Raw genomic sequence first — 23,114 nt, forward strand, 5'->3', positions numbered from 1 at the left:
CTTTTGCGTGGCGTTTTAGTGCTGCATGCCCGACTGCTGCGAGAATTCATCGTCGGTTAAGCCAGCCCGAGGGGGCGCGGAGATTTTTTTAGGGGCATATCTGTCCGGCACGCCCTCAGGACGCGTCTTGAAGCGACGGTGCAGCCACATATACTGCTCCGGCGCCATCAGCACCGCGCGCTCGATCGCCCGGTTCATCTGGGTTGCGACAGACTCTTTATCCGCACCCTGCAATGACGCGCTGATATCTTCAAGAATAATCAGCTCGTACCCTGTACCGTCCTCTCTGCGGCGCGGCACAAACGGAATAACCGCAGGCTTAGCGCTTTTGACCAGCATATAGCTGCCCGCCGTCGTGGCGGCATCCGGGACGGCGAAGAATGGCGCAAACACGCTGTTGGCTTTGCCATAGTCATGATCCGGCGCGTACCAGAGAATTTCATTCTGCTTCAGGGCACGGATCATGCCTTTTAAATCATGTCGATCCAGCATGGTTTTATTCGAACGCAGACGACCGCGCGTTTGTAGCCAGTCCAGGAGCGCATTATTGTTTGGACGATAAACCCCAATACCGGGGTTAAGCATGCCAAATATCCGCGCGCCCAGCTCAAGCGTCAGAAAATGCATGCCAACCAGCACCACGCCCTTCCCCTGCGCCCTGGCCTGCTCCATATGTTCGTAACCGCGCACGGTAAAGCATTTACGCACCCGCCATTCAGGCCAGAACCACGCCATGCCGGTTTCGATTACCCCCATTCCCACGGATTCAAAATTTCGCTGCAGCAAAGATTCACGCGCTTCTGCTTCCATCTGCGGAAAGCAAAGCTCCAGGTTGCGGCGGGCAATCTCGACACGGCGCGGTAAAAGGCGCATGGCTAACCGGCCCAGAGCGTGTCCGAGTTTGAACAACAGCGGGTAAGGCAGCAGCATGATAAGCCACAGGGCGGCGATGCCTGTCCAGCTTAGCCAGTATCGCGGGTGGAAAAAAGCAGGTGAAAACCGGGGTAATTTTGTCATGAGAAAATTATCCTTTAATGTGACTGTCCTTAATTGATTCTGTTGTCGATCTTTCCTAAGGATTGATGAAATGTCGGTCGTGAACGTTAAGTGTAACGGATCAGATAAAACTTATTTTTATCGTTTTTTGCGAAAAGAAGGCGTAAGCGGCAGGAGAAACCGGGTAAGACGATGACCTCACCCGGCGAAAGATTACATTGAATACCCGGGCTTTTTAATCAACTCGTCCAGCTTCGGTCCGATTTCGGTATCCCAGACCTGTGCCTTCCAGTCTTCCGGGTTTACCTGGTTCAACGCCACCGATACTGAACCGTCTTTGCTGTTGAAATGGCGAATTATCACCTCGGCGATATCTGCCGCCAGCGCGTTTTTTTGCTCGTCGTTAAGATCGCGGGGAAAACATTTGATATCTACGTGTGGCATATGCAGGCTTCCTGTTATGTGTGAGCAATCCACGTTATCAGATAATGTTGTTTGCCTTTAACACCTTGTGCAGTTCCGGCAGCTGACACACGGTATCCGCAATCGCCGTAAGCTTCGGCGTATTTGTCGCAAACCACTCATGGCGAGGCCCCCAGGTGCGCGCCACCGCAATATACACATCCAGCAGCGTCAGCCGTTCACCCAGCGCAAACGGCGCGGCCTTAAGCTGATTTTCAAACCACAGATAGAGGGATTTCCGGTACTCAATGCAGTTTTTCTGCAGCTGTTCCGGCGCATCAGGCACCCAGCGTTCGGGATAATCGGCATAGGTAAAGGTGGGATAGACGTTCGCCACGAACCAGATAAGCAGACGCTGAAACTGCTGACGCTCGGCCTGCCCCACGGGCGGGGCGAGATCGGGACAACGGTCGAGCACCATCAGAGCAATCGCCGCCGTTTCGGTCATGATGGCGCCATTTTCCAGCTCCAGCGTGGGCACCTGGCACAGCGGGTTGAGTTTTTGCAGCAGTTCACGCTGCGGGCCGGGCTGGTCAAACCCGTCAACGTTCACAAATTGATAAGGGATATCAGCCAGGGTCAGCATCACTTCACTGATTGCCGAGCCCCAGCCGGGTACGCCATAGAGTTTCATCATGTTGCCCCCTCAGGAGTGAAAATCCTAAGTGTAGAGCACCATTAGTAGGTTATCCCAGGCGGGTTGACCTCCGATTGCGCCACCGTTTCGCCCTGCTCCCCCCAGCGCGCCAGCACTTTCTGGTACTCTCCGCGCTCAATCGCCCCGTTCAGCGCGGCCTGCAGCGCGTATACCAGCCCATTGCCTTTTTTGGTCGTGGTGGCGACATAAGCTTTTTTCGGACCTAAACCCACCACGCGGGTTTTGCCGGTGAGCGCCGCTTTGTAAGCTGAAACCGACTGAGGGCCAAAGAACACGTCCGCCCTGCCGGACTGGATATAGAGATTGCCCGAGGCATCGTCGTGGAGATAGACCGGCAGCGCAGGCGCTCGCCCCGCCTTTTTATTCTCTTCGTTCCAGCCCAGCAGGATGCGCTCCTGATTGGTGCCCGAGCCGACAATCACCTTTTTCCCGGCCAGATCTTCCGCGCTTTTGATTGATTGAATCTCGCTGGTGGACTTCACCGAAAACGCCAGAGAATCGACGCGGTAGGTCGCAAAATCAAACTTCTCTTTACGCTGTTCGGTCACCGCAATGTTCACCAGCGCCACGTCGTAGCGTCCGGAAGCGATGCCCAGCGGCCAGTCTTCCCACGCCGTTGGCACCAGCTTTAGCTTCAGCCCCAGGCTGCCCGCCAGCAGGCGGGCGATATCCGGGTCGCTGCCAATCCGCGTGCGGTTATCGCTGGCCAGCAGCGCCAGCGGCGGGGAGTTCAGCATCGAGACGGCGACCGTCAGCGTACCCGGCTCAACGAATTTATAACCGGCGGGGATCTTTGCCACGGCCTGCCGATCCACCGTCACCGGCAGCGGCTGCTCGTTGGCTTTCAGATCGATGCTGGCGTGGCTTGCCGTTGTGAAGACCAGCCCCGCCAGAAGTCCGTATTTCATCTGCGCTCCTTACAGCACTTTTGACAGGAACTGGCGCGTTCGCGCGTGCGACGGACGGTTCAATACCGCGTCGCTGCTGCCCTGCTCCACGATTTTCCCGTCGACCATAAACACCACCTGATCCGCCACCTCGCGGGCAAAGCCGATCTCGTGGGTGACCACCACCAGCGTAGTGCCGGACCGGGCCAGTTTTTTGATCACGTCCAGCACCTCTCCCACCAGCTCCGGATCCAGCGCCGAGGTAGGTTCATCAAACAGCATCACGCGGGGGCGTAGCGCCAGCGCGCGAGCGATCGCAATGCGCTGCTGCTGCCCGCCGGAGAGATGGCGAGACCAGGCATCGGCCTTATCCCGCAGCCCAACCACATCCAGCAGGCTGTATGCCCTTTCCACCGCATCTTTTTTGCTGAGCTTCTTATGCGCGATGGGCGCCTCAATCAGGTTTTCCAGCACCGTGAGGTGAGGAAAGAGATTGAAGTTCTGAAACACATAGCCCACGTTGACGCGCTGCCTGAGGATCTCTTTCTCCTTCAGCTCATAGAGCTTGTCGCCCTGACGACGGTAGCCAATGTAGTCCCCGTCGATCTGAATAAAGCCTTCGTCGACGCGCTCCAGATGGTTAATGGTGCGCAGCAGCGTCGATTTACCCGAGCCTGAGGGTCCGAGAATGACCGTCACGGAACCGGGCGGGATCTCAAGCGAAACGTTGTCGAGCGCCTTATGGCGACCAAAATACTTGCTGACGCCGGTAATCGAGATATGTCCTTCAGGAGAGGCTTGCATGGATAGGCTCCTGTGCTGGCGTGGTGGTGACGGAACGGGTGCGACGGGCGGCGCGGTTCTGATTAACCGCAGAGCGGCGTTCGCTGCGGGCGAGTGCGCGTTCAACACCGTACTGGATAGCGGACAAGACGGTGGTAATCACCAGGTACCACGCGGCACCGACCATCAGCAGCGGGATCACCTCCTGCGTGCGGTTGTAGATCATCTGGATGGTATAGAACAGCTCCGGCATTGCCAGGACGTAGACCATCGCCGTCCCCTTGGCGAGGCTGATGATTTCATTGAACCCGGACGGCAGAATGGTGCGCAACGCCTGAGGCAGGATTATACGCACCGTACGTCGCCAGGCCGGCAGGCCAAGCGCGGCGGCCGCTTCATACTGGCCGTGATCCACCCCGAGGAACCCCCCGCGAATAATCTCTGCGGTGTAGGCGCTCTGCACCAGCGTCAGCCCCACCACGGCGGTGGAGAACTGCCCGAGCACGTTAATGGTCTCAAAGCTGCCCCAGCTAATGCTGGTGAACGGCACGCCGAGGGAGAGCGTGTCGTAGAGATAGGAAAAGTTGTAGAGAATGATCAGCACCACGATCAGCGGCAGCGAGCGAAACAGCCAGATATAGCCCCACGCCAGGCTGCTCAGCAGCCATGACGAGGAGAGTCTCGCCAGCGCCAGCATGCCGCCCAATACCACGCTCAGCGCGGTACCGATCAGGGTAAGCAGCAGAGTCTGCCCTACGCCTTCGAGAATAACCGGGTCGAAGAACCAGCGGGCAAACACCGCCCACTCCCAGCGCGGGTTGAAAGCGACGGACTGGATCACGACCGCCAGGACAAACAGCGCCACCGCGGCGCCGACGGTCCGCAGCGGATAACGCGCCGGGACCACCTTAATGGTTTCAACGTTGCTCATCGTCGTTCCTCATGCGGTTTTACTGAACGCTTCGCGTACCAGCGTTTTAGTGAAGCGCAGCCGACCGTCAAACGGCGGCTGGCTGTACTCTTCCGGATCCCGGTTCAGATCAAACTGTGGCTGGTAGCCCTGGCTGAGATAGAGCCTGACCGCTTCCGGCTGGCGAAAACCGGTTGTCAGGTAGATCTGGCTGTAACCTGCCAGCACCGCCCTGCGCTCCAGCTCCTGCACTACGCGTCCGGCAAGCCCCTGCTGACGCAGGGTTTTGTCCGTCCAGATGCGCTTGATTTCCGCGGTGCGTTCGTCGAAGGGTTTGTACGCACCGGTGGCGATGATTTTTCCGTCACGCTCCAGGACGATAAACAGCCCCTGCGGCGCTAAATACCACTCGGTGAGTTCCACTTCCGCGTCTTTAGAGAAGTAGTCACCGTAGCGGGCGGCATATTCACCGAACAGCCCCTCGATAATGGGCTGAAGTTCGGCATCTTCCGGTGAAACGTCACGAAATTGTTCACGCATAGCGCCTCCTTAATCACCCAGGCCATCAGGATTCACTTCTGACTGCGGAATACGCTCAACGCCTTCTCCCCAGCGGTTCAGCACTTTGTCGTAATCGCCGTTTTTGATGACGCCGTTCAGCGCGGTTTGCACCGGCTCAACCAGCCCGCTGCCTTTCTTCAGCGTCACCGCAATGTGCGCCGCCTTCGGCCAGCCGCCGTCGACGCTACCCACCAGTTTGGTTTTCCCGTTCAGCGCCGCCTTCCATGCGCCAATCACGTTCGGGCCAAAGTAGGCATCCGCGCGCCCGGACTGGAGCGCCAGCGTTTGCGCCGCATCGTCTTTGGTATAGATCGGGGTAAACGGTTTCAGCCCCTTCTTCAGGTTTTCAGCATTCCATGCCAGCAGGATGGCCTCCTGATTGGTCCCGGAACCAACGATAATCCGCAGCCCGGCGATGTCCTCAGCCTTCTGAAGCGATTCGATCGGGCTGGTCGATTTCACGTAGAAACCGAGGGAGTCCTTACGGTAGGTAGCGAAATCGAACTTCTCTTTTCGCGCTTTGGTAACGGTAATGTTGCTGATGGCGGCATCGTATTTCCCGGACGCCACGCCCAGCGGCCAGTCTTCCCACGACGTTGGCACCACGTTCAACTCAAGTCCGAGGCTGTCGGCCACCAGACGGGCGACGTCAACTTCACTCCCGAGCAGCGTTTTGTTGTCGTCGGAAAATACCGTCAGCGGCGGTTGATTGAGGCCCGCCACCGCCACGGTAAATTTCCCCGGCACGGCGAAGCGATAATCTTTCGGCAGCTGCGCCACTGCATCGCTGTTTTTGGCGGTATTGATCGGCGTTTTATTGGCCTCGATGCTCACGCCGGTGCCGTTAATGTTCACATTCTCTGCCCAGACGGCAGGGGTAAAGGCCAGCGCGAGCGCCAGAATAAGCGATGTTTTTTGCATAGCGGAGTTCTCTTTTATTGTTGTGTGAACTGGTTTTTCGGTTGGTCTAAGCCAAGGCTTTCGCGCAGCGTGGTTCCCGGGTAGTCGGTGCGGAACAGGCCGCGGGCCTGTAAAACGGGCACCACCTGGTCAACAAAGCGCGGAAAGGTATCCGGCGTACCGCCCTGGATGATGAAGCCGTCTGCGGCATAGCCTTCAAACCAGGCCTGCAGACCGTCGGCGACCTCCTCCGGCGTGCCGGAAAAGCGCGGGCGCGGCGATGCGGCCTCAAGCGCCACCTGGCGCAGGGTTAAGTTGCGCTCGCGGGCATTTCGCTTAATTTCATCGGTGGTGCTGCGGAAGCTGTTTTTGCCTAAGTCACCGATATCCGGGAACGGCTCGTCGAGCGGATACTGGCTGAAATCGTGATGTTCAAAATAACGCCCGAGGTAATTGAGGGCATCGGTAACCGACACCAGCGCCGCCGTGGTTTGATACTGGTTTTCCACGTCATCGGCGTCTTTACCCACAATCACGCTGACGCCCTGGAAGATATGTAAATCTGACGCGCGGCGGCCGTTTGTTTCCAGCTGCTGCTTCACGTCGCGGTAAAACGCTTTTGCCTCGTCGAGCGTTTCGTGATGAGTGAAAATGGCGTCGGCATGTTTTGCCGCCAGCTTTTTCCCGTCGTCCGACGCGCCCGCCTGAAAAACAATCGGACGCCCTTGCGGGGTGCGACCAATATTCAGCGGACCGGCGACCTGGAAGAAGTCACCGTGGTGATCGAGGGTATGCAGCCTGGCCGGGTCAAAAAACTGACCGCTCTCTTTGTTGCGGATAAACGCGTCGCCTTCCCAGGAGTCCCACAGCCCTTTCACCACGTCGAGATACTCATCCGCAATGCGATAGCGCAGCGCATGCTCGGGGTGTTTTTCGCGAGAGAAGTTCTTTGCCGACCCTTCCAGCGGCGAAGTCACCACGTTCCAGCCCGCACGTCCGTTGCTCAGATGATCGAGGCTGGCGAACTGGCGCGCCGTGGTAAAGGGTTCGCTGTAGGAGGTGGATAACGTTCCCACCAGCCCCAGCCGCGTGGTGATGCTTGCCAGCGCGGATAATACCGTTAACGGCTCAAAGCGGTTTAGAAAATGCGGAATGGATTTCTCATTTATATAAAGACCGTCGGCAACGAATAAAAAATCGAGTTTGCCCTCCTCCGCTTTTAACGCCGTCTCTTTTACAAATTCAAAATTAATGCTGGCATCCGCGACCGCCGCCGGATGACGCCAGGCGGACATATTGCCCGATGCACCATGCAAAATGGTCCCAAGCCGCAGTTGACGATGTGCAGACATATTTACCTCTCCAGAATTAAACGTGTTGCAGGGCTTTTTCCGCCAGCTGTGCAAAATAGCGGGCTGCGGGTTCAATCAGGGCTTCGTCAGGATTAAACGCCGGGTGGTGTAAACCATACGGGCTGTTGCTGCCGATGCTGACAAACGCGCCGGGAACAGACTGCAGGTAGACCGCAAAATCTTCCCCGCCCATATGCAGTTCCGCGTGCCGGGTTTCATAACCGGCCTCACGCGCGACCGAGGTGGCGAAGTCGGCCCAGCGCTCGTCGTTCACCAGCGCGGTGGGCCCGGCATACCAGGTGATGTCGATCTGCGCGCTGAAGGCGCTGGCAAACCCGGCGGCGATTTCGCCCACGCGGGCCTTCACGTTCTGCTGAACCTCCGTGCGGTGGGTGCGAAGCGTGCCCTCCAGCTCGACGCTTTCCGGCAGCACGTTCCAGGTGTTGCCCCCTGCGATGCGCGTCACGCTCAGCACCACCGAATCCAGCGTATTGACGTTGCGGCTGGCGACGCTTTGCAGCGCCGTCACCAGCTGGCTCGCCAGCACAATGGCGTCGTTGCCTTCGTGCGGGCGGGCCGCATGTGCGCCCTTGCCGGTGATGCGGATCACGAAGCGATCGACGTTGGCATAAAACGGTCCGCCGCGGGTGGCGAACTCACCGACCGGCAGGCCGGGCTCGTTGTGCATACCGAAAATCGCGCTGACGTCGCGTAAGGCACCGGCCCGCACCATGCTCTTCGCACCGCCAAAGTTCTCTTCGGCAGGTTGAAACAGGATACGCACCCGGCCGTTAAGCGAGGCTTCCCGCTCTTTGAGCTTTAACGCGGCGCCGAGGATCACGCTGGTGTGGATATCGTGTCCGCAGGCGTGCATCACGCCTGCATGCTGCGAGCTAAACGGCACGCCGCTGCGCTCTTCAATTGGCAGGGCATCAATGTCTGCCCGCAGCGCAATCAGCTTGCTACCGGTTCCAATTTCCGCCACCAGCCCGGTCGGCAGATCGTAAGGCTGCGGGGGAATACCGGCATTCGTCAGCCACTGGCGCAGGCGCGCGGTGGTCTCCACTTCCTGGCCGGACAGCTCCGGGTTCCGGTGCAGCTCACGACGCCAGGCAATCAGTTGTTCGCCGAAGCTCATACGGTGACCTCCCTGTTAAGACGCGCCTCGGCCAGCAGACGCAGAGACGCGACGCGCGTTGCCCCCTCCGCGACCGGCGTGTCGATGATAAATTCGTCAATGCCCCACTGTTCGTGCAGCGCGTTAAGCTGTTCCAGCACCGACTCAGCTGTTCCCGCCAGCAGCGACTGGGCCCGACGGGCAATGCGCACCGGCTCGCTCCCCGCCTGACGGGCAAAGGCGTAGGCCTGCTCCTCACTGGCGACGGTTACGCGCTGGCCGTTTGCCAGCTCAACGCCCCACACTTCGACCTTCTGCGCCAGCGCGTCCGCTTCGGCCTGGGTCGGTGCGACAATCGCCTGCACCGCCACAATCACCTCCCGCGCGCTGTTCTTCCGCCAGATCGATACCACCTCGCGCAGCAGCTCCGGATCGCCGTTCAGGTGCGCGGCAAAGACGAAGTGCCAGTCGAGCGATGCGGCGAGCAGCGCGCTTTCGGGGCTGGCCCCCAGCAGGAAACCTTGTGCAGGGACCGGCGGCAACGGCGTGGCGCGAACGGCCTCTTCCGCCGACTGGTTTTCAGGGCGGATCCAGCGATCGAGCTGGGTCAGCTGTTCGGCAAAGCTGCCCTTTTCCTCTTGATTGAGGCCCTGCTGCAGCGCGCGGGTTGAGAGCGGTAGCCCGCCGGGGGCTTTCCCGACGCCCAGATCCACGCGACCCGGCGCCAGCGCGGCCAGCACGTTGAAGTTCTCAGCGACTTTATAAGGGCTGTAGTGTTGAAGCATGACGCCGCCAGAGCCCACGCGGATGCGCTTTGTTTGCCCGAGGATCCAGGCAATCAGCAGTTCCGGCGAGGGGCTGGCGAGCTGTGGTGTGTTGTGGTGTTCGGCAATCCAGAAGCGGTGATAGCCCAGATTTTCCGCCTGTTGCGCCAGCGCTAACGTCCGCGCCAGCGCATCGGCAGCCGTTTCATTTTCAGCGATGGGGCTTTTATCCAGAATGCTGATTCGCCATGACATGTTGCGTTCTCGTTTGACTTAACATGTCGACATTATTAAAGGCGTATTTCACCACTGAGAAACAATTAATTTACATTTGGTTTGCCGGAAATCAGATATATAAAACCCTACTAAGAATAAGATTTTAAGGCGGCAATCAGCGTTTCCGCCTGCCCGCGGCGGGTAATATGGACGAAGCGGATATGTCCATATTGCGGGTTTTGCAGATCGGCTTCATAACGCGTGCGGTTGTTACGCCACGTTTTCATCGTCCAGATGAGAATCGACTCTTTACTGAAGAACGCGCGCCGGAAACTCTCTTTGTTCCCGGTTCCGGGCCAAAGCTCGTGTTTATGCCAGGCCCGTTTGATTGCCCTGTTGACGGCCTGCCAGAGGGTGCGGACAAACCCATAATCCACCCACACGACAACGTCTACATTACGCCATTTAACGGGCCGCGTGCGGTTATAGTTGCCGTCGAGTACCCAGTCTGGCGACGCCTGTAGCACCTGCTCAAGCTTTTCCTGAAACTCATCGTCCGGCGTTCCCTGCCATTCGGGTCGCCAGTAGAGTCTGTCCATCTCGATATAGGGAATAGCCAGTTCGGTCGCAATCTGCTTCGCCAGCGTGCTTTTTCCACTTCCGCTGGTTCCGATGACGTTAATTTTCACCTCAGCCTCCCTGTATTTACGAAAATGAGACCGAATCATAACGTTTTCATTCTGTTAACGAAATGCTTCCTGGTATTACCGCGGCGGTGTTACTCTCCTGTCTGGCAGTCTATTTATTCCCTGAGAAACGTCTGCAGCTGGCCAGTCTGGTGCTGCTGTTTGATCAACCGCGCCTGCAGCAGGCGATTGCCGTTTTTGGCGGTTAGCCGTTCGGGTACTGTTCGTCGGTCACTTTTTCCAGCCACGTTACCGGGCTGCCGTTTACCGCTTCGGCGATGGCGATATGCGTCATCGCCGTTTGCGCACTTGCGCCGTGCCAGTGCTTCACGCCGGGTGGGATCCAGGCGATATCGCCCTGATTCAGGATTTCCGCCTCTTCGCCCCACGCCTGTAACCAGCCGCGCCCCTGCGTCACAATCAGCGTTTGTCCCAGGGGATGCGTATGCCAGGCCGTGCGCGCCCCCGGCTCAAAGGTCACGGTTGCCCCGCCGACGCTGGCAGGTTCGCTCGCCTGAAAGGGCGCGTCAATGCGAACAGCGCCGGTAAACCAGGCCTCCGGGCCTGTTGCTGAAGGTAATGAACCGCTGCGGATAATTTTCATCTTTTGCTCCTTGTTGACTGTTGCGTTAACAGTAGCGCAAAGCATTCTGGAGCATTAGGGTACATAATGAGATAGAACACATGACTGAAATTCATAAATAGAACCGCAATGCTAAAAGATAATTTCAACGACCTGCTCTCCTTTATGGTAGTGGCCCGCGAGCGCAGCTTTACGCGCGCAGCGGCGCAGCTGGGCGTCTCGCAATCGGCACTGAGTCATGCGATGCGCAAGCTTGAAGCGCGATTAGACGTTCGCCTGTTAACCCGCACAACCCGCAGCGTGGTTCCGACACCCGCGGGTGAGCAGCTCTTTTCGCGCCTCAGCCCGCATCTGCAGGAGATCGAACAGGAACTCACGGCGCTTTGCAGCACCCGCGACAAACCCGCAGGCGCTATCCGCATCGTCGCCGGCGAGCACGCGATGGACGCCGTGCTCTGGCCGGCACTGAAGGCTTTTATGCTGCAGTATCCTGAAATCAACGTCGAAGTGACGGTCGACAACGGCCTGACAGATATCGTCGATGGCCGCTTCGACGCGGGGGTACGCCTGGGTGAACAGGTGGCAAAAGATATGATTGCGGTGCGGATAGCGCCGGACATGCGCATGGCGGTCGTCGGCTCCCCGGATTACCTGGCTCGTTTTGGCGTGCCGCTCGTGCCGGAGCAGCTGGGTGAACACCGCTGTATCAATCTCCGCCTGCCCACCCGAGGGGCAGTGTATGACTGGGAATTTGAGCGCGACGGGCGCGAGCTTCGGGTGCGGGTTGAAGGACAGCTTACACTGAGTAATCTGTCGCAGCGCATCGACGCGGCGGAGAGTGGCCTCGGATTAGCCTACGTGCCCGAGTCCTCGGTCCTGGACGCCCTTCAGTACGGACGGCTCGTCAGGGTCCTTGAGTCCTGGTGCCCCACGTTTGAAGGATATCACCTCTATTATCCAAGCCGTCGACAGCACACAACCGCGTTCAGGTTGCTTCTCGATGCCCTGCGGCAGTAAAAATTTATACCATCTGGTAATAATTAAGGGAATCTGATGATTAAATAAACAACGTCGCGATTGTTTTGACTAAAAACTCATCACGATTCAGCGTGTTGTGATCCCCCTCTGCTCTGACCACACGATTTCCTTCGACGTGCATCACTTTCGGCACGGTTATATTTTGCGTCGCTTATCAATTGCAGGTAGGATGCCTCGCCATGTTTCGCCTTATCCATACGCAGAATGACTGGGAAGGCGGCATGTGTTTGCGCAGAAGCAATCGTTTGTATTGCGCTCTGCCAGGCAGGACTATCACGATAATGGTTCAGACAGGCAAACAGGTAACTCAATGAAAACAAGCAATAAAAGCGCAGCCGATCATCACGCTGCGAAACGTCGCTGGTTGAACTCCCACGAAGAGGGCTACCACAAAGCGATGGGCAACCGTCAGGTTCAAATGATCGCCATCGGCGGCGCTATCGGAACGGGTCTGTTTTTAGGTGCTGGCGCGCGTCTGCAGATGGCGGGCCCGGCTCTCGCCCTGGTCTATCTGGTGTGCGGGATCTTCTCTTTCTTCATTCTTCGCGCGCTGGGTGAACTGGTACTGCATCGCCCTTCCAGCGGAAGCTTCGTCTCTTACGCCCGAGAATTCCTCGGTGAAAAAGCCGCCTACGTGGCAGGCTGGATGTACTTCGTCAACTGGGCGATGACCGGTATCGTCGATATCACCGCCGTTGCGCTGTATATGCACTACTGGGGCGCGTTCGGTGATGTGCCGCAGTGGGTCTTTGCCCTTGGCGCGCTGGCGATCGTCGGCACCATGAACATGATCGGCGTGAAGTGGTTCGCCGAGATGGAGTTCTGGTTTGCGCTGGTCAAAGTGCTCGCCATTGTGATTTTCCTGGTGGTCGGTACCGTCTTCCTCGGCAGCGGCAAGCCGCTGGACGGCAATGCTACCGGCTTCCACCTGATAACCGATAACGGCGGTTTCTTCCCGCACGGTCTGCTGCCTGCGCTGGTTCTGGTGCAGGGCGTGGTGTTTGCCTTTGCCTCTATTGAGCTGGTCAGTACCGCTGCGGGCGAATGTAAAGACCCACAAACGATGGTGCCAAAAGCCATTAACAGCGTGATCTGGCGTATCGGTCTGTTCTACGTCGGCTCCGTGGTGCTGCTGGTTCTGCTGCTGCCGTGGAACGCCTATCAGGCCGGCCAGAGCCCGTTCGTCACCTTCTTCTCGAAGCTCGGCGTGCCTTACGTGGGCAGTATCATGAACATCGTGGTGCTGACGGCGGCGCTCTCCAGCCTGAACTCCGGTCTTTACTCTACCGGGCGTATCCTGCGCTCCATGTCGATGGGCGGTTCAGCGCCGAAGTTCATGTCGAAGATGAGCAAGCAGCACGTGCCTTACGCGGGCATTCTGGCTACGCTGGTGGTGTATGTCTTCGGCGTATTCCTGAACTATCTGGTGCCGTCTCAGGTCTTTGAGATCGTTCTGAACGTGGCCGCACTCGGCATTATCGCTTCCTGGGCCTTTATCGTGGTCTGCCAGATGCGTCTGCGTAAAGCCATTAAAGAAGGCAAAGCCGCAGATATCAGCTTCAAGCTGCCGGGCGCGCCGGTGACCTCCTGGCTCACTCTGCTCTTCCTGTTCAGCGTGCTGGTGCTGATGGCGTTCGACTACCCGAACGGCACCTATACCATCGCCACCATCCCGCTGCTGGCCGTGCTGTTGATCGCTGGCTGGTTCGGCGTGCGTAAGCGCGTTCACGAAATTCACAGCACCGCGCCGGTTCATCCAGACGATGAAAAACACGACGCGCCGCTGGTGGAAGAGACCTCGCGTTAAGCATCAAACAGGCATTAAAAAGGGAAGGCATTTGCCTTCCCTTTTTTTATATTACAGCGCGATACGAATCACATCGTCAGGCTGGGTCGCTTCCTGCTGGCGGGTAGATTTTTGCTTCACCGTCACGTAAAGCGTTTTGCCATCCGCAGAGAGCGCCAGGCTGTTCGGGTAGACCGGCGTATCGAACGTTTTCGTTACTTTGTAGGTCTTCGCGTCAATCACGCTCACCTTGCCGGCCTCACGGTGCGTCACGTAGGCTTCATTGCGAGCCGGATTAAACAGAACGGCCAGGGATTCAGGCGCGGCGATTTTCTCGATCACGCTGCCGTCTTTCAGGCTCACCGCCAGGACTTCCGGCTGTTTTGAATCGGTCAGGAACGCGCGCTGACCGGCGGTGTCCAGGCTCAGGTTCAGATAGAAGTGCTCTTTTCCGTCGTCCTGCACTTTTTTGCGGCTCAGGATTTTGTTGGTGGCGGTATCAATGGTGACCAGCTCACCGTCTGCATTGGTGGTGTACAGGCGTTTCGCCTTTGCATCCAGCGCCAGACCGGTACTGTATGTGCCGGTGTTGGCAATGGTCTCTTTCAGCTTCAGCGTTGCGCCATCCACGACCCAAATCACGCTCTCTTTGCCGACTCCGGTGATGTAAATCGTGTTGCTCGCGTCATCCGCCACCAGCTGGCGCGGCTGCAGCGGCTTGACGGTTTCACTGCGCTGGCGGCTATCAAGCACCAGTCGCCCTTTCACGTCGCCCGTTTTCGCATCAATGGCCGTCACTGCGCCGTTGATCGTATTACCCAGCCACAGGGTTTGCGTCGCGCCGTCGAGGGTGGCGCCAAACGGTTTGAGATCGCTATGAATGGCCTGCGTCACCTCGAGCGTAGCAGGATCGAGGCGATAGATAACGCCACCCTTGTCGAGTTTACGGCTTTGCGACGTCGCAACCCACAGCGCGTTCTCCTGCTGGCTGACCGCCATTTCATAGGCACCTTTACCCACCGCTTTACGCAGCATCTCTTCGGCGGCATGCGCCTGGAAGGTTCCGGCAAACAGTAAAGCGGCAGACAGCAGAGACGTACTCAGGCGTGGCGAGCACAGATGGCGTAAAGACATAACAATTCCTTTTTTGAAAATTGGGGGTACTGCTGACATCGCTTCCGGCTGGCAACGTCATGGCATTGCCGTTTTGATAATGAGAATAGTAATCATTAATAAGTTAAAAGTGGAGTTTTTCTTTTCCCTATTGCCTTTCATTAACGCAATGTGCGGTTATAGTTTTCAAAACATTTACAAAACCTTTAACATGTATGGACATGTTCCATTTGGTTCGTTTATACATCACAACCGGTTTTACTCATGAAAATCATATCTGCCCGTAAGGCATCTCTCCCGCTGCTGCTGGTTCCCGTTGTTTTTGCGCCTCTAAGCGCGATGAGCGCAGAGGAACAGACCATGATCGTCAGCGCCACGCCGCAAACCGTATCAGAGCTTGATACTCCGGCGGCGGTCAGCGTCGTGAATGGCGAGGATATGCGCCACGCTGCGCCGCGCATTAATCTCTCCGAATCGCTTGGCAGCGTTCCGGGACTACAGATTCAGAACCGTCAGAACTATGCTCAGGATCTCCAGCTTTCGATGCGCGGGTTTGGTGCCCGCTCAACGTTTGGCGTGCGCGGCATTCGCATGTACGTCGACGGTATTCCAGCCACCATGCCGGACGGACAGGGCCAGACCTCCAACATCGATCTCTCCAGCATTGACAGCGTTGAGGTGCTGCGCGGACCCTTCTCCGCCCTGTATGGCAACGCCTCTGGCGGCGTGATTAACATCAATACGCAAACCGGGCAGCAGCCGCCGACCATCGAGGCAAGCAGCTATTACGGCAGTTACGGGACATGGCGCTACGGCATGAAAGCCACCGGCGCAATGGGCGATGGTACCCATGCCGGGGACGTGGATTACACCGTATCCACCACCCGCTTCACCACTAAAGGCTACCGCGACCACAGCGGCGCGCGGAAGAATCTCGCTAATGCCAAACTGGGCGTACGCATTGACGATGCCAGCAAGTTGACGCTGATTTTTAACAGCGTGGACATGAAAGCAAACGATCCGGGCGGGCTGAGCTATCAGGAGTGGCAGGATAACCCGCGTCAGTCCCCGCGTGGCGATCAGTACAACACGCGCAAGACCATCAAGCAGACTCAGGCGGGGCTGCGCTACGACCGCCAGCTTAGCGCTCAGGACGATCTCAGCGTGATGATGTACGCCGGCGAGCGTGAAATGACCCAGTACCAGTCGATTCCGTACACTGCACAACGTAATAATCCGAACCACTCTGGAGGTGTCATTGATATGACACGCCACTATCAAGGGATAGATACTCGATGGACTCATCGTGGAGAACTTCTGGTTCCAGTAACATTCACTACAGGGTTGAACTACGAAAATCTGAACGAAGATCGTCTGGGTTATGAAAACTATGTAATGGTCAATAGCAAACCAGATTACGGTGTAAAAGGAACAAAACGTCGTGATGAACGTAATCTGATGTGGAATTTGGATCCTTACTTCCAGAGCAGTTGGCAACTCACAGATAAGTTATCACTTGATGCAGGGGTTCGTTATAGCTCTGTCTGGTTTGATTCAAATGATCATTATCTGAAGAATGGCGATGATAGCGGCGACACCAGTTATCATAAGTGGCTGCCTGCAGGTTCAGTGAAGTATGCGATTACCAATGCCTGGAACATTTATGCGGCTGCTGGTCGCGGTTTTGAAACACCAACTATCAATGAACGCGCATATACAGCAGGAGGTAACGGGGGATTAAATTATGACCTTAAACCTTCAACAAATAATACCTATGAAATAGGCAGTAAAACCCGCATCGGCAATGGTTTACTGACAGCAGCGCTTTTCCGTACCGATACCGATAATGAAATTGTGGTCGATACATCGACGGGAAGACGCGATACGTTCAAAAACGCCGGGAAAACCCGCCGTCAGGGTGTGGAAGTTTCCCTGGATCAGCAGTTTGCTGAGAACTGGAAGCTGAAAATGGCGTGGACCTACCTTGATGCCACCTACCGGACCAACGTCTGCGGCGACGCGGACTGTAACGGCAACCGTATGCCGGGCATTGCCCGCAATATGGGCTATGCGTCGTTTGGCTGGCAGCCTGAAGAAGGCTGGTACGCGGGCTCGGACGTGCGCTACATGAGCGATATCATGGCCGACGACGAGAACACGGCGAAAGCGCCATCGTACACGGTGGTCGGGCTGAATACCGGGTATAAATTCAACTACGGCAACTGGGGGATGGACGTCTTTGGCCGCGTAGATAACCTGTTCGACAAAGAGTACGTTGGCTCGGTTATTGTCAACGAATCCAACGGGCGTTATTACGAGCCAGCGCCTGGCCGTAACTACGGTGTGGGTCTGTCGGTGTCTTATCGATTCGAGTAACAAATAAGTAAAGTTTATTTTATACCGAAAATAACGCTCCTGATGGCAAAATGCCATCAGGAGTTATTCACCAGATAAATAAATAGACGCGGTATATAGTCGCTCTGTTAAATTATCTCTCAGTTAAAATATTGTCGCTGTAAAAGCGTATTCGCTTCATCAATCGATTTTTCAATCGCCTTCTGGCTGGCGTCGACATCCCGGCGTTCCAGGGCTGAAAGCAGTTCGTCATAGTGATACGTCGCTTCCTTAATGTCATTAAGCTCCCGGTGCAGATAGTTAATGCAAGGCCCGATACGCACCCAAAGCTGTTCAATTAATGCATTCAGCGTGGGCATTTCCGCGTACTGATAAAGCGTAAAGCGGAAGATGCGATTTGCCTGCAATGCCTGCTGAACGTTCCCGTTGCGCATGGCCTCATGAAACGCTTCCGACAATTTGCGCAACGTCTCGATCTTTTGGTCAGACATATTCTGACAGGCTGCGGCAACCGCCATGGGTTCAAGCTGCTTGCGAATAGCGTTGATTTCGTTATAACGGTCCAGCGTCACCTCCGGCACCAGAAATGCCTGTGCCGGCGTGGCATGTAATGCCCCTGCTGACACCAGACGCAGCAGCGCCTCGCGCACTGGGGTAATGCTGGTTCCTAATTTATCGGCGATCTCTTTCGTAATCAGTCGTGCACCCGGTTTAAGGGAGCCTGTAATTAACGCTCCTTTCAAACTGAGTTCAACTTGCATGGTAAGACTGATCCTTTGGGCTTTTTCTAAGTGATCCAAATCAAGCATGTTCAATTCCTGTAGCTAAAACTTAATGCTATTTTTAAACGCCAGTTTTAATAAAACGACGCTGGTCCGATATATCCTGTATCGTCATGCCTGGTGGTGGGAAGTACGTAAAACAGCAAAAAATGCAAAATGTGTTTTTTTTATCGGTTTCGGGCTCATCCGGGATGATGGCGCGAAAAGCCATGTCCGTTAATTAAAGACAATATATCGTATCTTCACAAATAAATATGGCGGGAAACCCCGCCATAGTGCCTTTTATTTATTGTCACCCGCGACGCGAATCACGACTTTACCGAAGTTTTTTCCTTCCAGCAGGCCAATCAGCGCTTCAGGCGCGTTTTCCAGCCCGTCCGTCACCTGTTCACGATAGTGAATTTTGCCCTCCTGCACCCAGCGCCCCATCTCTTCCTGAAACTCATGAATGCGGTGGCCGTAGTCCTGGGCAATGATAAAGCCCTGCATCCGGATGCGTTTCTTCAGAATCGTCCCCATCAGAAGCGGCAAACGGTCCGGTCCGTCAGGCAGCCCCGTTGCATTGTAGCCGCTCACCAGGCCACACACCGGCACGCGCGCGGAGGTATTCAGCAGCGGCAGCACGGCGTCAAACACTTTCCCGCCGACGTTTTCAAAGTAGACATCAATGCCTTTCGGGCAGGCGCGTTTCAGCTGCTCAGCGAAATCCGCCGCGTGGTGATCGAGACACACGTCAAATCCAAGAACCTCAACGGCGTGGCGGCATTTTTCTGCCCCACCGGCTACCCCGACCACGCGGCAGCCTTTGATTTTACCGATCTGCCCGACGGTCGCCCCAACCGGGCCCGTCGCGGCGGCGACCACCAGCGTTTCACCCGCTTTCGGTTGTCCGATATCCAGCAACCCCATATAGGCGGTAAAGCCCGGCATCCCAAGAATGCCCAGCGCCCAGGAGGGATGGGTGGGATTATCGCCCAGTTTTACCAGGCCGCTGCCGTCCGAAAGCGCGTACTCCTGCCAGCCGCTGTAGCTCAGCACCCATTCACCCGCTTTAAAGTCGGGGTGGTTTGACTGCTCAACGCGGCTAACTGTTCCCCCTACCATCACCGCACCAATCTCAACCGGCGGAGAATAGGATGGCGCATCGCTCATGCGGCCCCGCATGTAAGGGTCCAGCGACAGCCAGACGGTGCGAAGCAGCAGCTGCCCCGCCTGAGGGGCAGGAACGGGCTGCTCTTCCAGACGAAAATTCTCCGCCACCGGCGCGCCCTGTGGGCGAGAGGCCAGCACCCAGCGGCGGTTTTGCGAAACAGATTGATTCATCGGATTCTCCTTCTGGTACAAATGTCATTACAGCCTGGCTCACGATCGGCATTATCGCCTTAACATTACGAGGCAGACTGGTTAAGCCGGACCACAAGATAGATGCAGGTTTCGTTCGTTTCGTTGATAAAACGGCAGTCGTTTGGCGGCCCCAGCTCCAGACAGTCTCCGGCCTTCATCTCGTGGCGAGTATCGCCCTCCTGGAATACCAGCTCGCCGGACTGCAGCCAGATCAGCTGCCGCGCGAGCGCGTAGGAGGACGCCGGCATCGGGACGTCGCTCCCCGCGGGTAACTCAATCTGAACGAGGTCGATAGGCAGATCGGTACGGGGAGAAACGTGGCGACGAAGGTAGTGGGTTTGCGGATCGCGCCAGACGGGCTGGTTCGCCAGGCGCAGGAGTTTTCCCTCCTGCATCTCGGCTCTGGCAATCAGGGTCGACATGCTGATCCCAAACGCGCCTGACAGACGGGCAAGCAAGGTTGCCGTCGGGCTGCTGTCGCCGCGCTCTATCTTGTGGATCATGGCGCGAGATACGCCTGCCCGCTCGGCCAGCTCGCTAAGAGACCAGCCGCGTGATTCACGTTCGAGGCGAATTCTGGCGCTAATACGCTGATTCATTGTGTTTGTTATTGTGTTCATAACGTCATACTAAAGCGTATGAACGCCGTTTCAATGGGGCTCATAATCATTCTCACGTAGCGCTCTGACGATACAGTTGTGTAATATCATATCTATAGCGTAATACTATAGTAAACAACATACAGAGGTTTAATCATGATCGTTCGTCACGCCTGTAAAGAAGACTGCGCTGCGATAGGAGAGATCTATAACCATGCGGTGCTGCATACTGCCGCGATCTGGAACGATAAAACCGTTGATACCAATAACCGAATCGCCTGGTTCGAGGCCCGCACGCTCGCGGGTTACCCGGTTCTGGTGGCTGAGGAAAATGGTGTGGTTACCGGGTACGCCTCTTTCGGCGACTGGCGCGCCTTCGACGGCTTTCGTCACACGGTTGAGCATTCGGTATATGTCCATCCGGAGCATCAGGGTAAAGGCATTGGCCGCACGTTAATGAAAGCGCTGATCAACGAGGCCCGCGCCATCGGCAAACACGTGATGGTGGCCGGCATTGAAGCGCAAAATAAGGCCTCGATTCACCTCCACGAAACGCTCGGTTTTGTGACCACGGGGCAGATGCCTCAGGTGGGAACCAAGTTTGGCCGCTGGCTGGACTTAACCTTTATGCAGCTGCAGCTGGACGAGCGCAGCGACCCGGACGCAATCCCATGAATCAGTCGCTGACGCTGGCGTTCCTGGTGGCGGCGGGGATCGGTCTGGTGGTGCAAAACACCTTAATGGTGCGTATCACCCAGTCCTCCTCCACCATTCTTATCGCAATGCTGCTGAACTCCCTGGTCGGCATTGTGCTGTTTGTCAGCATTCTGCTGCTGAAGCAGGGCTTCGCCGGGTTCAGTGAGCTGGCCGCAACGGTGCGCTGGTGGACGCTGATCCCGGGGCTGCTGGGGTCGTTTTTTGTGTTTGCCAGCATCAGCGGCTACCAGAACGTTGGCGCGGCAACGACCATCGCGGTGCTGGTCGCAAGCCAGCTGATTGGCGGGATGGTCCTTGACGTGCTGAGAAGCCATGGCATTCCCCTGCGCACGCTGATCGGCCCGGTATGCGGCGCGGTGATGCTGGTCGTCGGGGCCTGGCTGGTAGCGCGACGCCAGTTTTGATTACAGTATGGTGCCGCCCTTGGTCAGCTGTTCCTGGCGCGCGTCCATCTCCTCTTTGTGCAGCTTACCGTGGTGCGAAATCGCGGTACGCAGACGCTGCTGTTGGGCGTAACGGTCATCACGGCTGAGATCGGCATCATCGCTCAATGCAATCAGCAGTTCGTTCATGTGGGCGATGACGCTCTCTTCGATGGCGGCATCCACGCGGGCGGTAACTTCGTTTAAATGTGACATTGTCACTCCTTGTTTTTGCCGGGTGGCGGCTTACGCCTTACCCGGCAATAAATGCTTAGTTCAGCTTCGCTTTAGAGAAATCGCTGCCCATCAGGCTCACGCTGTATCCGGTCACGTTGCTGCGGGTTGCAAAGAACGTTTTGCCGTTTGCCAGCGCGATCCACGGTGCCTGCTGGTAGAAAATCTCCTGCGCCTGGCCGTACAGTTTCGCACGCTCGGCCGGATCGCTGGTCAGCATCGCTTTTTGCACCAGGGCATCATAACCCTTATCGCACCAGCGTGCGGCGTTTGACCCGGTTTTAATGCTGTTGCAGCCCAGCAGCACATCGGCGAAGTTGTCCGGGTCGCCGTTATCGGACATCCAGCCGAACAGCGCGGAGTCGTGCTCGCCTTTGCGCATCCCGGAGAGGTATTCGCCCCACTCATAGGAGACGATTTTGGCCTTCACGCCGACTTTCGCCCAGTCGCTCTGGATCATCTCCGCGATACGACGCGAGTTAGGGTTATACGGACGCTGCACCGGCATTGACCACAGCGTGACCTCTGCGCCCTTCTCCAGCCCGGCCTGCTTCAGCAGCGCTTTTGCTTTATCAGGATCGTAGCTGTAGTCCTGCAGATCTTTATTAAAGCCCAGCATATTTGGCGGGATCGGCGATTTAGCCACCGTACCGGAGCCCATAAAGACCGCATTAACGATAGCCTTCTTGTCGGTCGCGTAGTTCAGCGCCTGACGCACCAGCACGTTATCGAACGGCTTTTTCTCGGTGTTAAACGCCAGATAGCCGACGTTCAGCGCATCGACAGAGTGCAGCGTCAGGTCTTTGTTCTTTTTAATCACGTCAAACTGAACCGGAGACGGCGCAGGAATAATCTGACACTCGTTGGTCTGTAATTTCGCCAGGCGGGTTTCCACGTTTGGCGTGATGGAGAAGATAAGATGTTTGGTCGGCGCCTCGCCATCCCAGTAGTTCGGATTAGCGACGTAGCGGATCAGCGAGTCCACCTTGTACTGCTGGAGCACATAGGGCCCGGTACCGATCGGCCAGGTATCTACGTTCTCAGGCGTGCCTTTTTTCAGCATCTCATCGGCGTATTCGGCGGAGAGGATCGATGCGAAATCCATTCCCCAGTCGGCCAGGAACGCGGCGTTGGGTTCACTCAGGGTGAACTGGACGTGATAATCGTCGACCTTTTTAACGTCCTGAATCAGCTTATCGAGCCCGACATCGTTGAAGTATTCGTAGTTGCCCTGGGACACATTATGGTACGGGTGTTTAGGGTCTTTCTGACGCATCACCGAGAAAATAACGTCATCGGCGTTAAAGTCGCGCGTCGGCTTGAAGTATTTGTTGCTGTTGAACTTCACTCCTTTGCGCAGGGCAAAGGTATAGGTCTTGCCGTCTGGTGAAATCGTCCAGGATTCCGCCAGTGACGGTACCGGGGTATTTTTCACCGGGTCGAAATTGATCAGGCGGTTGTACAGAACCTGAGAGCTGGCCACGAACGACGGGCCGGAGCTGGCGATTTGCGGGTTGAACGACTCTGGCGATGCCTCGGAGCAGTAAATAAGGGTGTCGTTGTTTGCCGCCCATGCGGCACCGGCTGGTAAAAGAGCGCTCAGCGCAAGGGCGAGCAGCGTTTTCCCTGTAGACATAGTTATAACCCTGACAGATTTATTATATAGGTCAGTAATAACAGCACAGCCCTTATCACCTGGCAAATAACGAAACACTATCAGGTTATTCTAAAGCCGCGTTTTTTGCCGGTTTTGCCGCCAGTACAGAAAAAGGTGATTTGCCTTAAGTGACGTTATTCGTCAAGCACAACCGTCACGATCTATGCCGCAAGAAATCGGCGCTTTTAGCGT

General features: G+C 56.5%; 23 protein-coding genes and 1 pseudogene. 6 read left to right on the forward strand and 18 right to left on the reverse strand.

The features are described 5' to 3' along the window. Window positions 1–15: 15 nt before the first annotated feature. The 11 genes and pseudogenes from OKF39_RS12830 to OKF39_RS12880 all read right to left on the reverse strand — a co-directional run bounded on the left by OKF39_RS12830 (window position 16) and on the right by OKF39_RS12880 (window position 10,295). Window positions 16–1,017 carry a Kdo(2)-lipid IV(A) acyltransferase gene (locus tag OKF39_RS12830; protein ID WP_048999898.1) on the reverse strand — a complete coding sequence of 334 codons (1,002 nt, stop codon included), beginning with the start codon at window positions 1,015–1,017 and terminating at the stop codon, window positions 16–18. Window positions 1,018–1,209: 192 nt separating this feature from the next. Continuing rightward, window positions 1,210–1,440, reverse strand: a complete 231-nt coding sequence (gene pptA / locus OKF39_RS12835) for a tautomerase PptA (protein ID WP_045630478.1) — start codon at window positions 1,438–1,440, stop codon at window positions 1,210–1,212. Window positions 1,441–1,477: 37 nt separating this feature from the next. Continuing rightward, window positions 1,478–2,095 carry a glutathione S-transferase family protein gene (locus OKF39_RS12840; protein ID WP_041909801.1) on the reverse strand — a complete coding sequence of 206 codons (618 nt, stop codon included), beginning with the start codon at window positions 2,093–2,095 and terminating at the stop codon, window positions 1,478–1,480. Between the two features lie 41 nt (window positions 2,096–2,136). Then, window positions 2,137–3,024 (reverse strand): ABC transporter substrate-binding protein, encoded by an 888-nt coding sequence (locus OKF39_RS12845; RefSeq protein ID WP_032644878.1) that lies wholly within the window; start codon window positions 3,022–3,024, stop codon window positions 2,137–2,139. 9 nt (window positions 3,025–3,033) lie between these two features. Beyond that, the gene (locus OKF39_RS12850; protein WP_258151409.1) at window positions 3,034–3,807 is read right to left on the reverse strand and encodes an amino acid ABC transporter ATP-binding protein; all 774 of its coding nucleotides are present in this window, start codon (window positions 3,805–3,807) and stop codon (window positions 3,034–3,036) included. Next, window positions 3,791–4,717 carry an amino acid ABC transporter permease gene (locus OKF39_RS12855; protein WP_063437940.1) on the reverse strand — a complete coding sequence of 309 codons (927 nt, stop codon included), beginning with the start codon at window positions 4,715–4,717 and terminating at the stop codon, window positions 3,791–3,793. Before OKF39_RS12855 ends, OKF39_RS12850 begins: the two co-directional genes overlap by 17 nt. 9 nt (window positions 4,718–4,726) lie before the next feature. Next, window positions 4,727–5,236, reverse strand: a complete 510-nt coding sequence (locus OKF39_RS12860; RefSeq protein WP_028013279.1) for a GNAT family N-acetyltransferase — start codon at window positions 5,234–5,236, stop codon at window positions 4,727–4,729. Between the two features lie 9 nt (window positions 5,237–5,245). After that, window positions 5,246–7,509: pseudogene (locus OKF39_RS12865) on the reverse strand (NtaA/DmoA family FMN-dependent monooxygenase). 16 nt (window positions 7,510–7,525) lie between these two features. Beyond that, complete coding sequence (locus OKF39_RS12870) at window positions 7,526–8,647, reverse strand: amidohydrolase (protein WP_028013282.1); 1,122 nt, start codon at window positions 8,645–8,647, stop codon at window positions 7,526–7,528. Further along, window positions 8,644–9,645 (reverse strand): LLM class flavin-dependent oxidoreductase, encoded by a 1,002-nt coding sequence (locus tag OKF39_RS12875; protein ID WP_248035231.1) that lies wholly within the window; start codon window positions 9,643–9,645, stop codon window positions 8,644–8,646. The genes OKF39_RS12870 and OKF39_RS12875 overlap by 4 nt, the downstream gene beginning before the upstream one ends. A gap of 110 nt (window positions 9,646–9,755) precedes the next feature. Further along, window positions 9,756–10,295 (reverse strand): AAA family ATPase, encoded by a 540-nt coding sequence (locus OKF39_RS12880; protein WP_028013284.1) that lies wholly within the window; start codon window positions 10,293–10,295, stop codon window positions 9,756–9,758. A 62-nt stretch (window positions 10,296–10,357) separates the two neighbouring features. Here OKF39_RS12880 and OKF39_RS12885 point away from each other — a divergent pair, with 62 nt between their 5' ends. After that, complete coding sequence (locus tag OKF39_RS12885; RefSeq protein ID WP_154818592.1) at window positions 10,358–10,501, forward strand: hypothetical protein; 144 nt, start codon at window positions 10,358–10,360, stop codon at window positions 10,499–10,501. Here OKF39_RS12885 and OKF39_RS12890 read toward each other — a convergent pair. Beyond that, on the reverse strand, window positions 10,498–10,896 hold the full coding sequence (locus tag OKF39_RS12890; RefSeq protein ID WP_045260619.1) for a (R)-mandelonitrile lyase: 399 nt from the start codon (window positions 10,894–10,896) through the stop codon (window positions 10,498–10,500). The two genes, OKF39_RS12885 and OKF39_RS12890, sit on opposite strands and share 4 nt — an antisense overlap. Before the next feature lie 108 nt (window positions 10,897–11,004). Between OKF39_RS12890 and OKF39_RS12895 the strand changes: the two genes are divergently transcribed. Both OKF39_RS12895 and ansP read left to right on the forward strand, forming a co-directional pair. Further along, window positions 11,005–11,892: a LysR family transcriptional regulator gene (locus tag OKF39_RS12895; protein ID WP_045260620.1), complete on the forward strand. Its 888-nt coding sequence runs from the start codon at window positions 11,005–11,007 to the stop codon at window positions 11,890–11,892. A gap of 331 nt (window positions 11,893–12,223) precedes the next feature. Beyond that, window positions 12,224–13,720 carry an L-asparagine permease gene (gene ansP / locus OKF39_RS12900; RefSeq protein ID WP_479983012.1) on the forward strand — a complete coding sequence of 499 codons (1,497 nt, stop codon included), beginning with the start codon at window positions 12,224–12,226 and terminating at the stop codon, window positions 13,718–13,720. Window positions 13,721–13,771: 51 nt separating this feature from the next. On the opposite strand, the gene yncE is transcribed toward ansP, so the two are convergent. Continuing rightward, complete coding sequence (gene yncE, locus OKF39_RS12905; RefSeq protein WP_047368641.1) at window positions 13,772–14,833, reverse strand: 7-bladed beta-propeller protein YncE; 1,062 nt, start codon at window positions 14,831–14,833, stop codon at window positions 13,772–13,774. Between the two features lie 243 nt (window positions 14,834–15,076). Between yncE and pqqU the strand changes: the two genes are divergently transcribed. Continuing rightward, the gene (pqqU, locus tag OKF39_RS12910) at window positions 15,077–17,188 is read left to right on the forward strand and encodes a TonB-dependent receptor PqqU (RefSeq protein ID WP_479983013.1); all 2,112 of its coding nucleotides are present in this window, start codon (window positions 15,077–15,079) and stop codon (window positions 17,186–17,188) included. Between the two features lie 119 nt (window positions 17,189–17,307). Here the strand turns inward: pqqU and OKF39_RS12915 are convergent, their stop codons facing one another. From OKF39_RS12915 to OKF39_RS12925, 3 genes are all read right to left on the reverse strand, one after another. Beyond that, window positions 17,308–17,976: a GntR family transcriptional regulator gene (locus OKF39_RS12915; protein WP_045260622.1), complete on the reverse strand. Its 669-nt coding sequence runs from the start codon at window positions 17,974–17,976 to the stop codon at window positions 17,308–17,310. A gap of 255 nt (window positions 17,977–18,231) precedes the next feature. Beyond that, window positions 18,232–19,272 carry an NADP-dependent oxidoreductase gene (locus tag OKF39_RS12920; RefSeq protein ID WP_047368643.1) on the reverse strand — a complete coding sequence of 347 codons (1,041 nt, stop codon included), beginning with the start codon at window positions 19,270–19,272 and terminating at the stop codon, window positions 18,232–18,234. A 65-nt stretch (window positions 19,273–19,337) separates the two neighbouring features. Then, complete coding sequence (locus tag OKF39_RS12925; RefSeq protein ID WP_182033757.1) at window positions 19,338–19,913, reverse strand: helix-turn-helix domain-containing protein; 576 nt, start codon at window positions 19,911–19,913, stop codon at window positions 19,338–19,340. A gap of 135 nt (window positions 19,914–20,048) precedes the next feature. Between OKF39_RS12925 and OKF39_RS12930 the strand changes: the two genes are divergently transcribed. Further along, a complete protein-coding gene (locus OKF39_RS12930; RefSeq protein WP_479983014.1) occupies window positions 20,049–20,567 on the forward strand; it encodes an N-acetyltransferase family protein in 519 nt (172 codons plus the stop codon). Then, the gene (locus tag OKF39_RS12935; RefSeq protein WP_479983015.1) at window positions 20,564–21,013 is read left to right on the forward strand and encodes a DMT family transporter; all 450 of its coding nucleotides are present in this window, start codon (window positions 20,564–20,566) and stop codon (window positions 21,011–21,013) included. The genes OKF39_RS12930 and OKF39_RS12935 overlap by 4 nt, the downstream gene beginning before the upstream one ends. On the opposite strand, the gene OKF39_RS12940 is transcribed toward OKF39_RS12935, so the two are convergent. Both OKF39_RS12940 and OKF39_RS12945 read right to left on the reverse strand, forming a co-directional pair. Continuing rightward, window positions 21,014–21,247, reverse strand: a complete 234-nt coding sequence (locus OKF39_RS12940) for a YdcY family protein (RefSeq protein ID WP_193532452.1) — start codon at window positions 21,245–21,247, stop codon at window positions 21,014–21,016. 55 nt (window positions 21,248–21,302) lie between these two features. Next, window positions 21,303–22,901 carry an ABC transporter substrate-binding protein gene (locus tag OKF39_RS12945; protein ID WP_479983016.1) on the reverse strand — a complete coding sequence of 533 codons (1,599 nt, stop codon included), beginning with the start codon at window positions 22,899–22,901 and terminating at the stop codon, window positions 21,303–21,305. Between the last annotated feature and the right edge of the window lie 213 nt (window positions 22,902–23,114).

The sequence above is a fragment of the Enterobacter cloacae complex sp. HYC042_NIDB genome, from assembly GCF_056673315.1.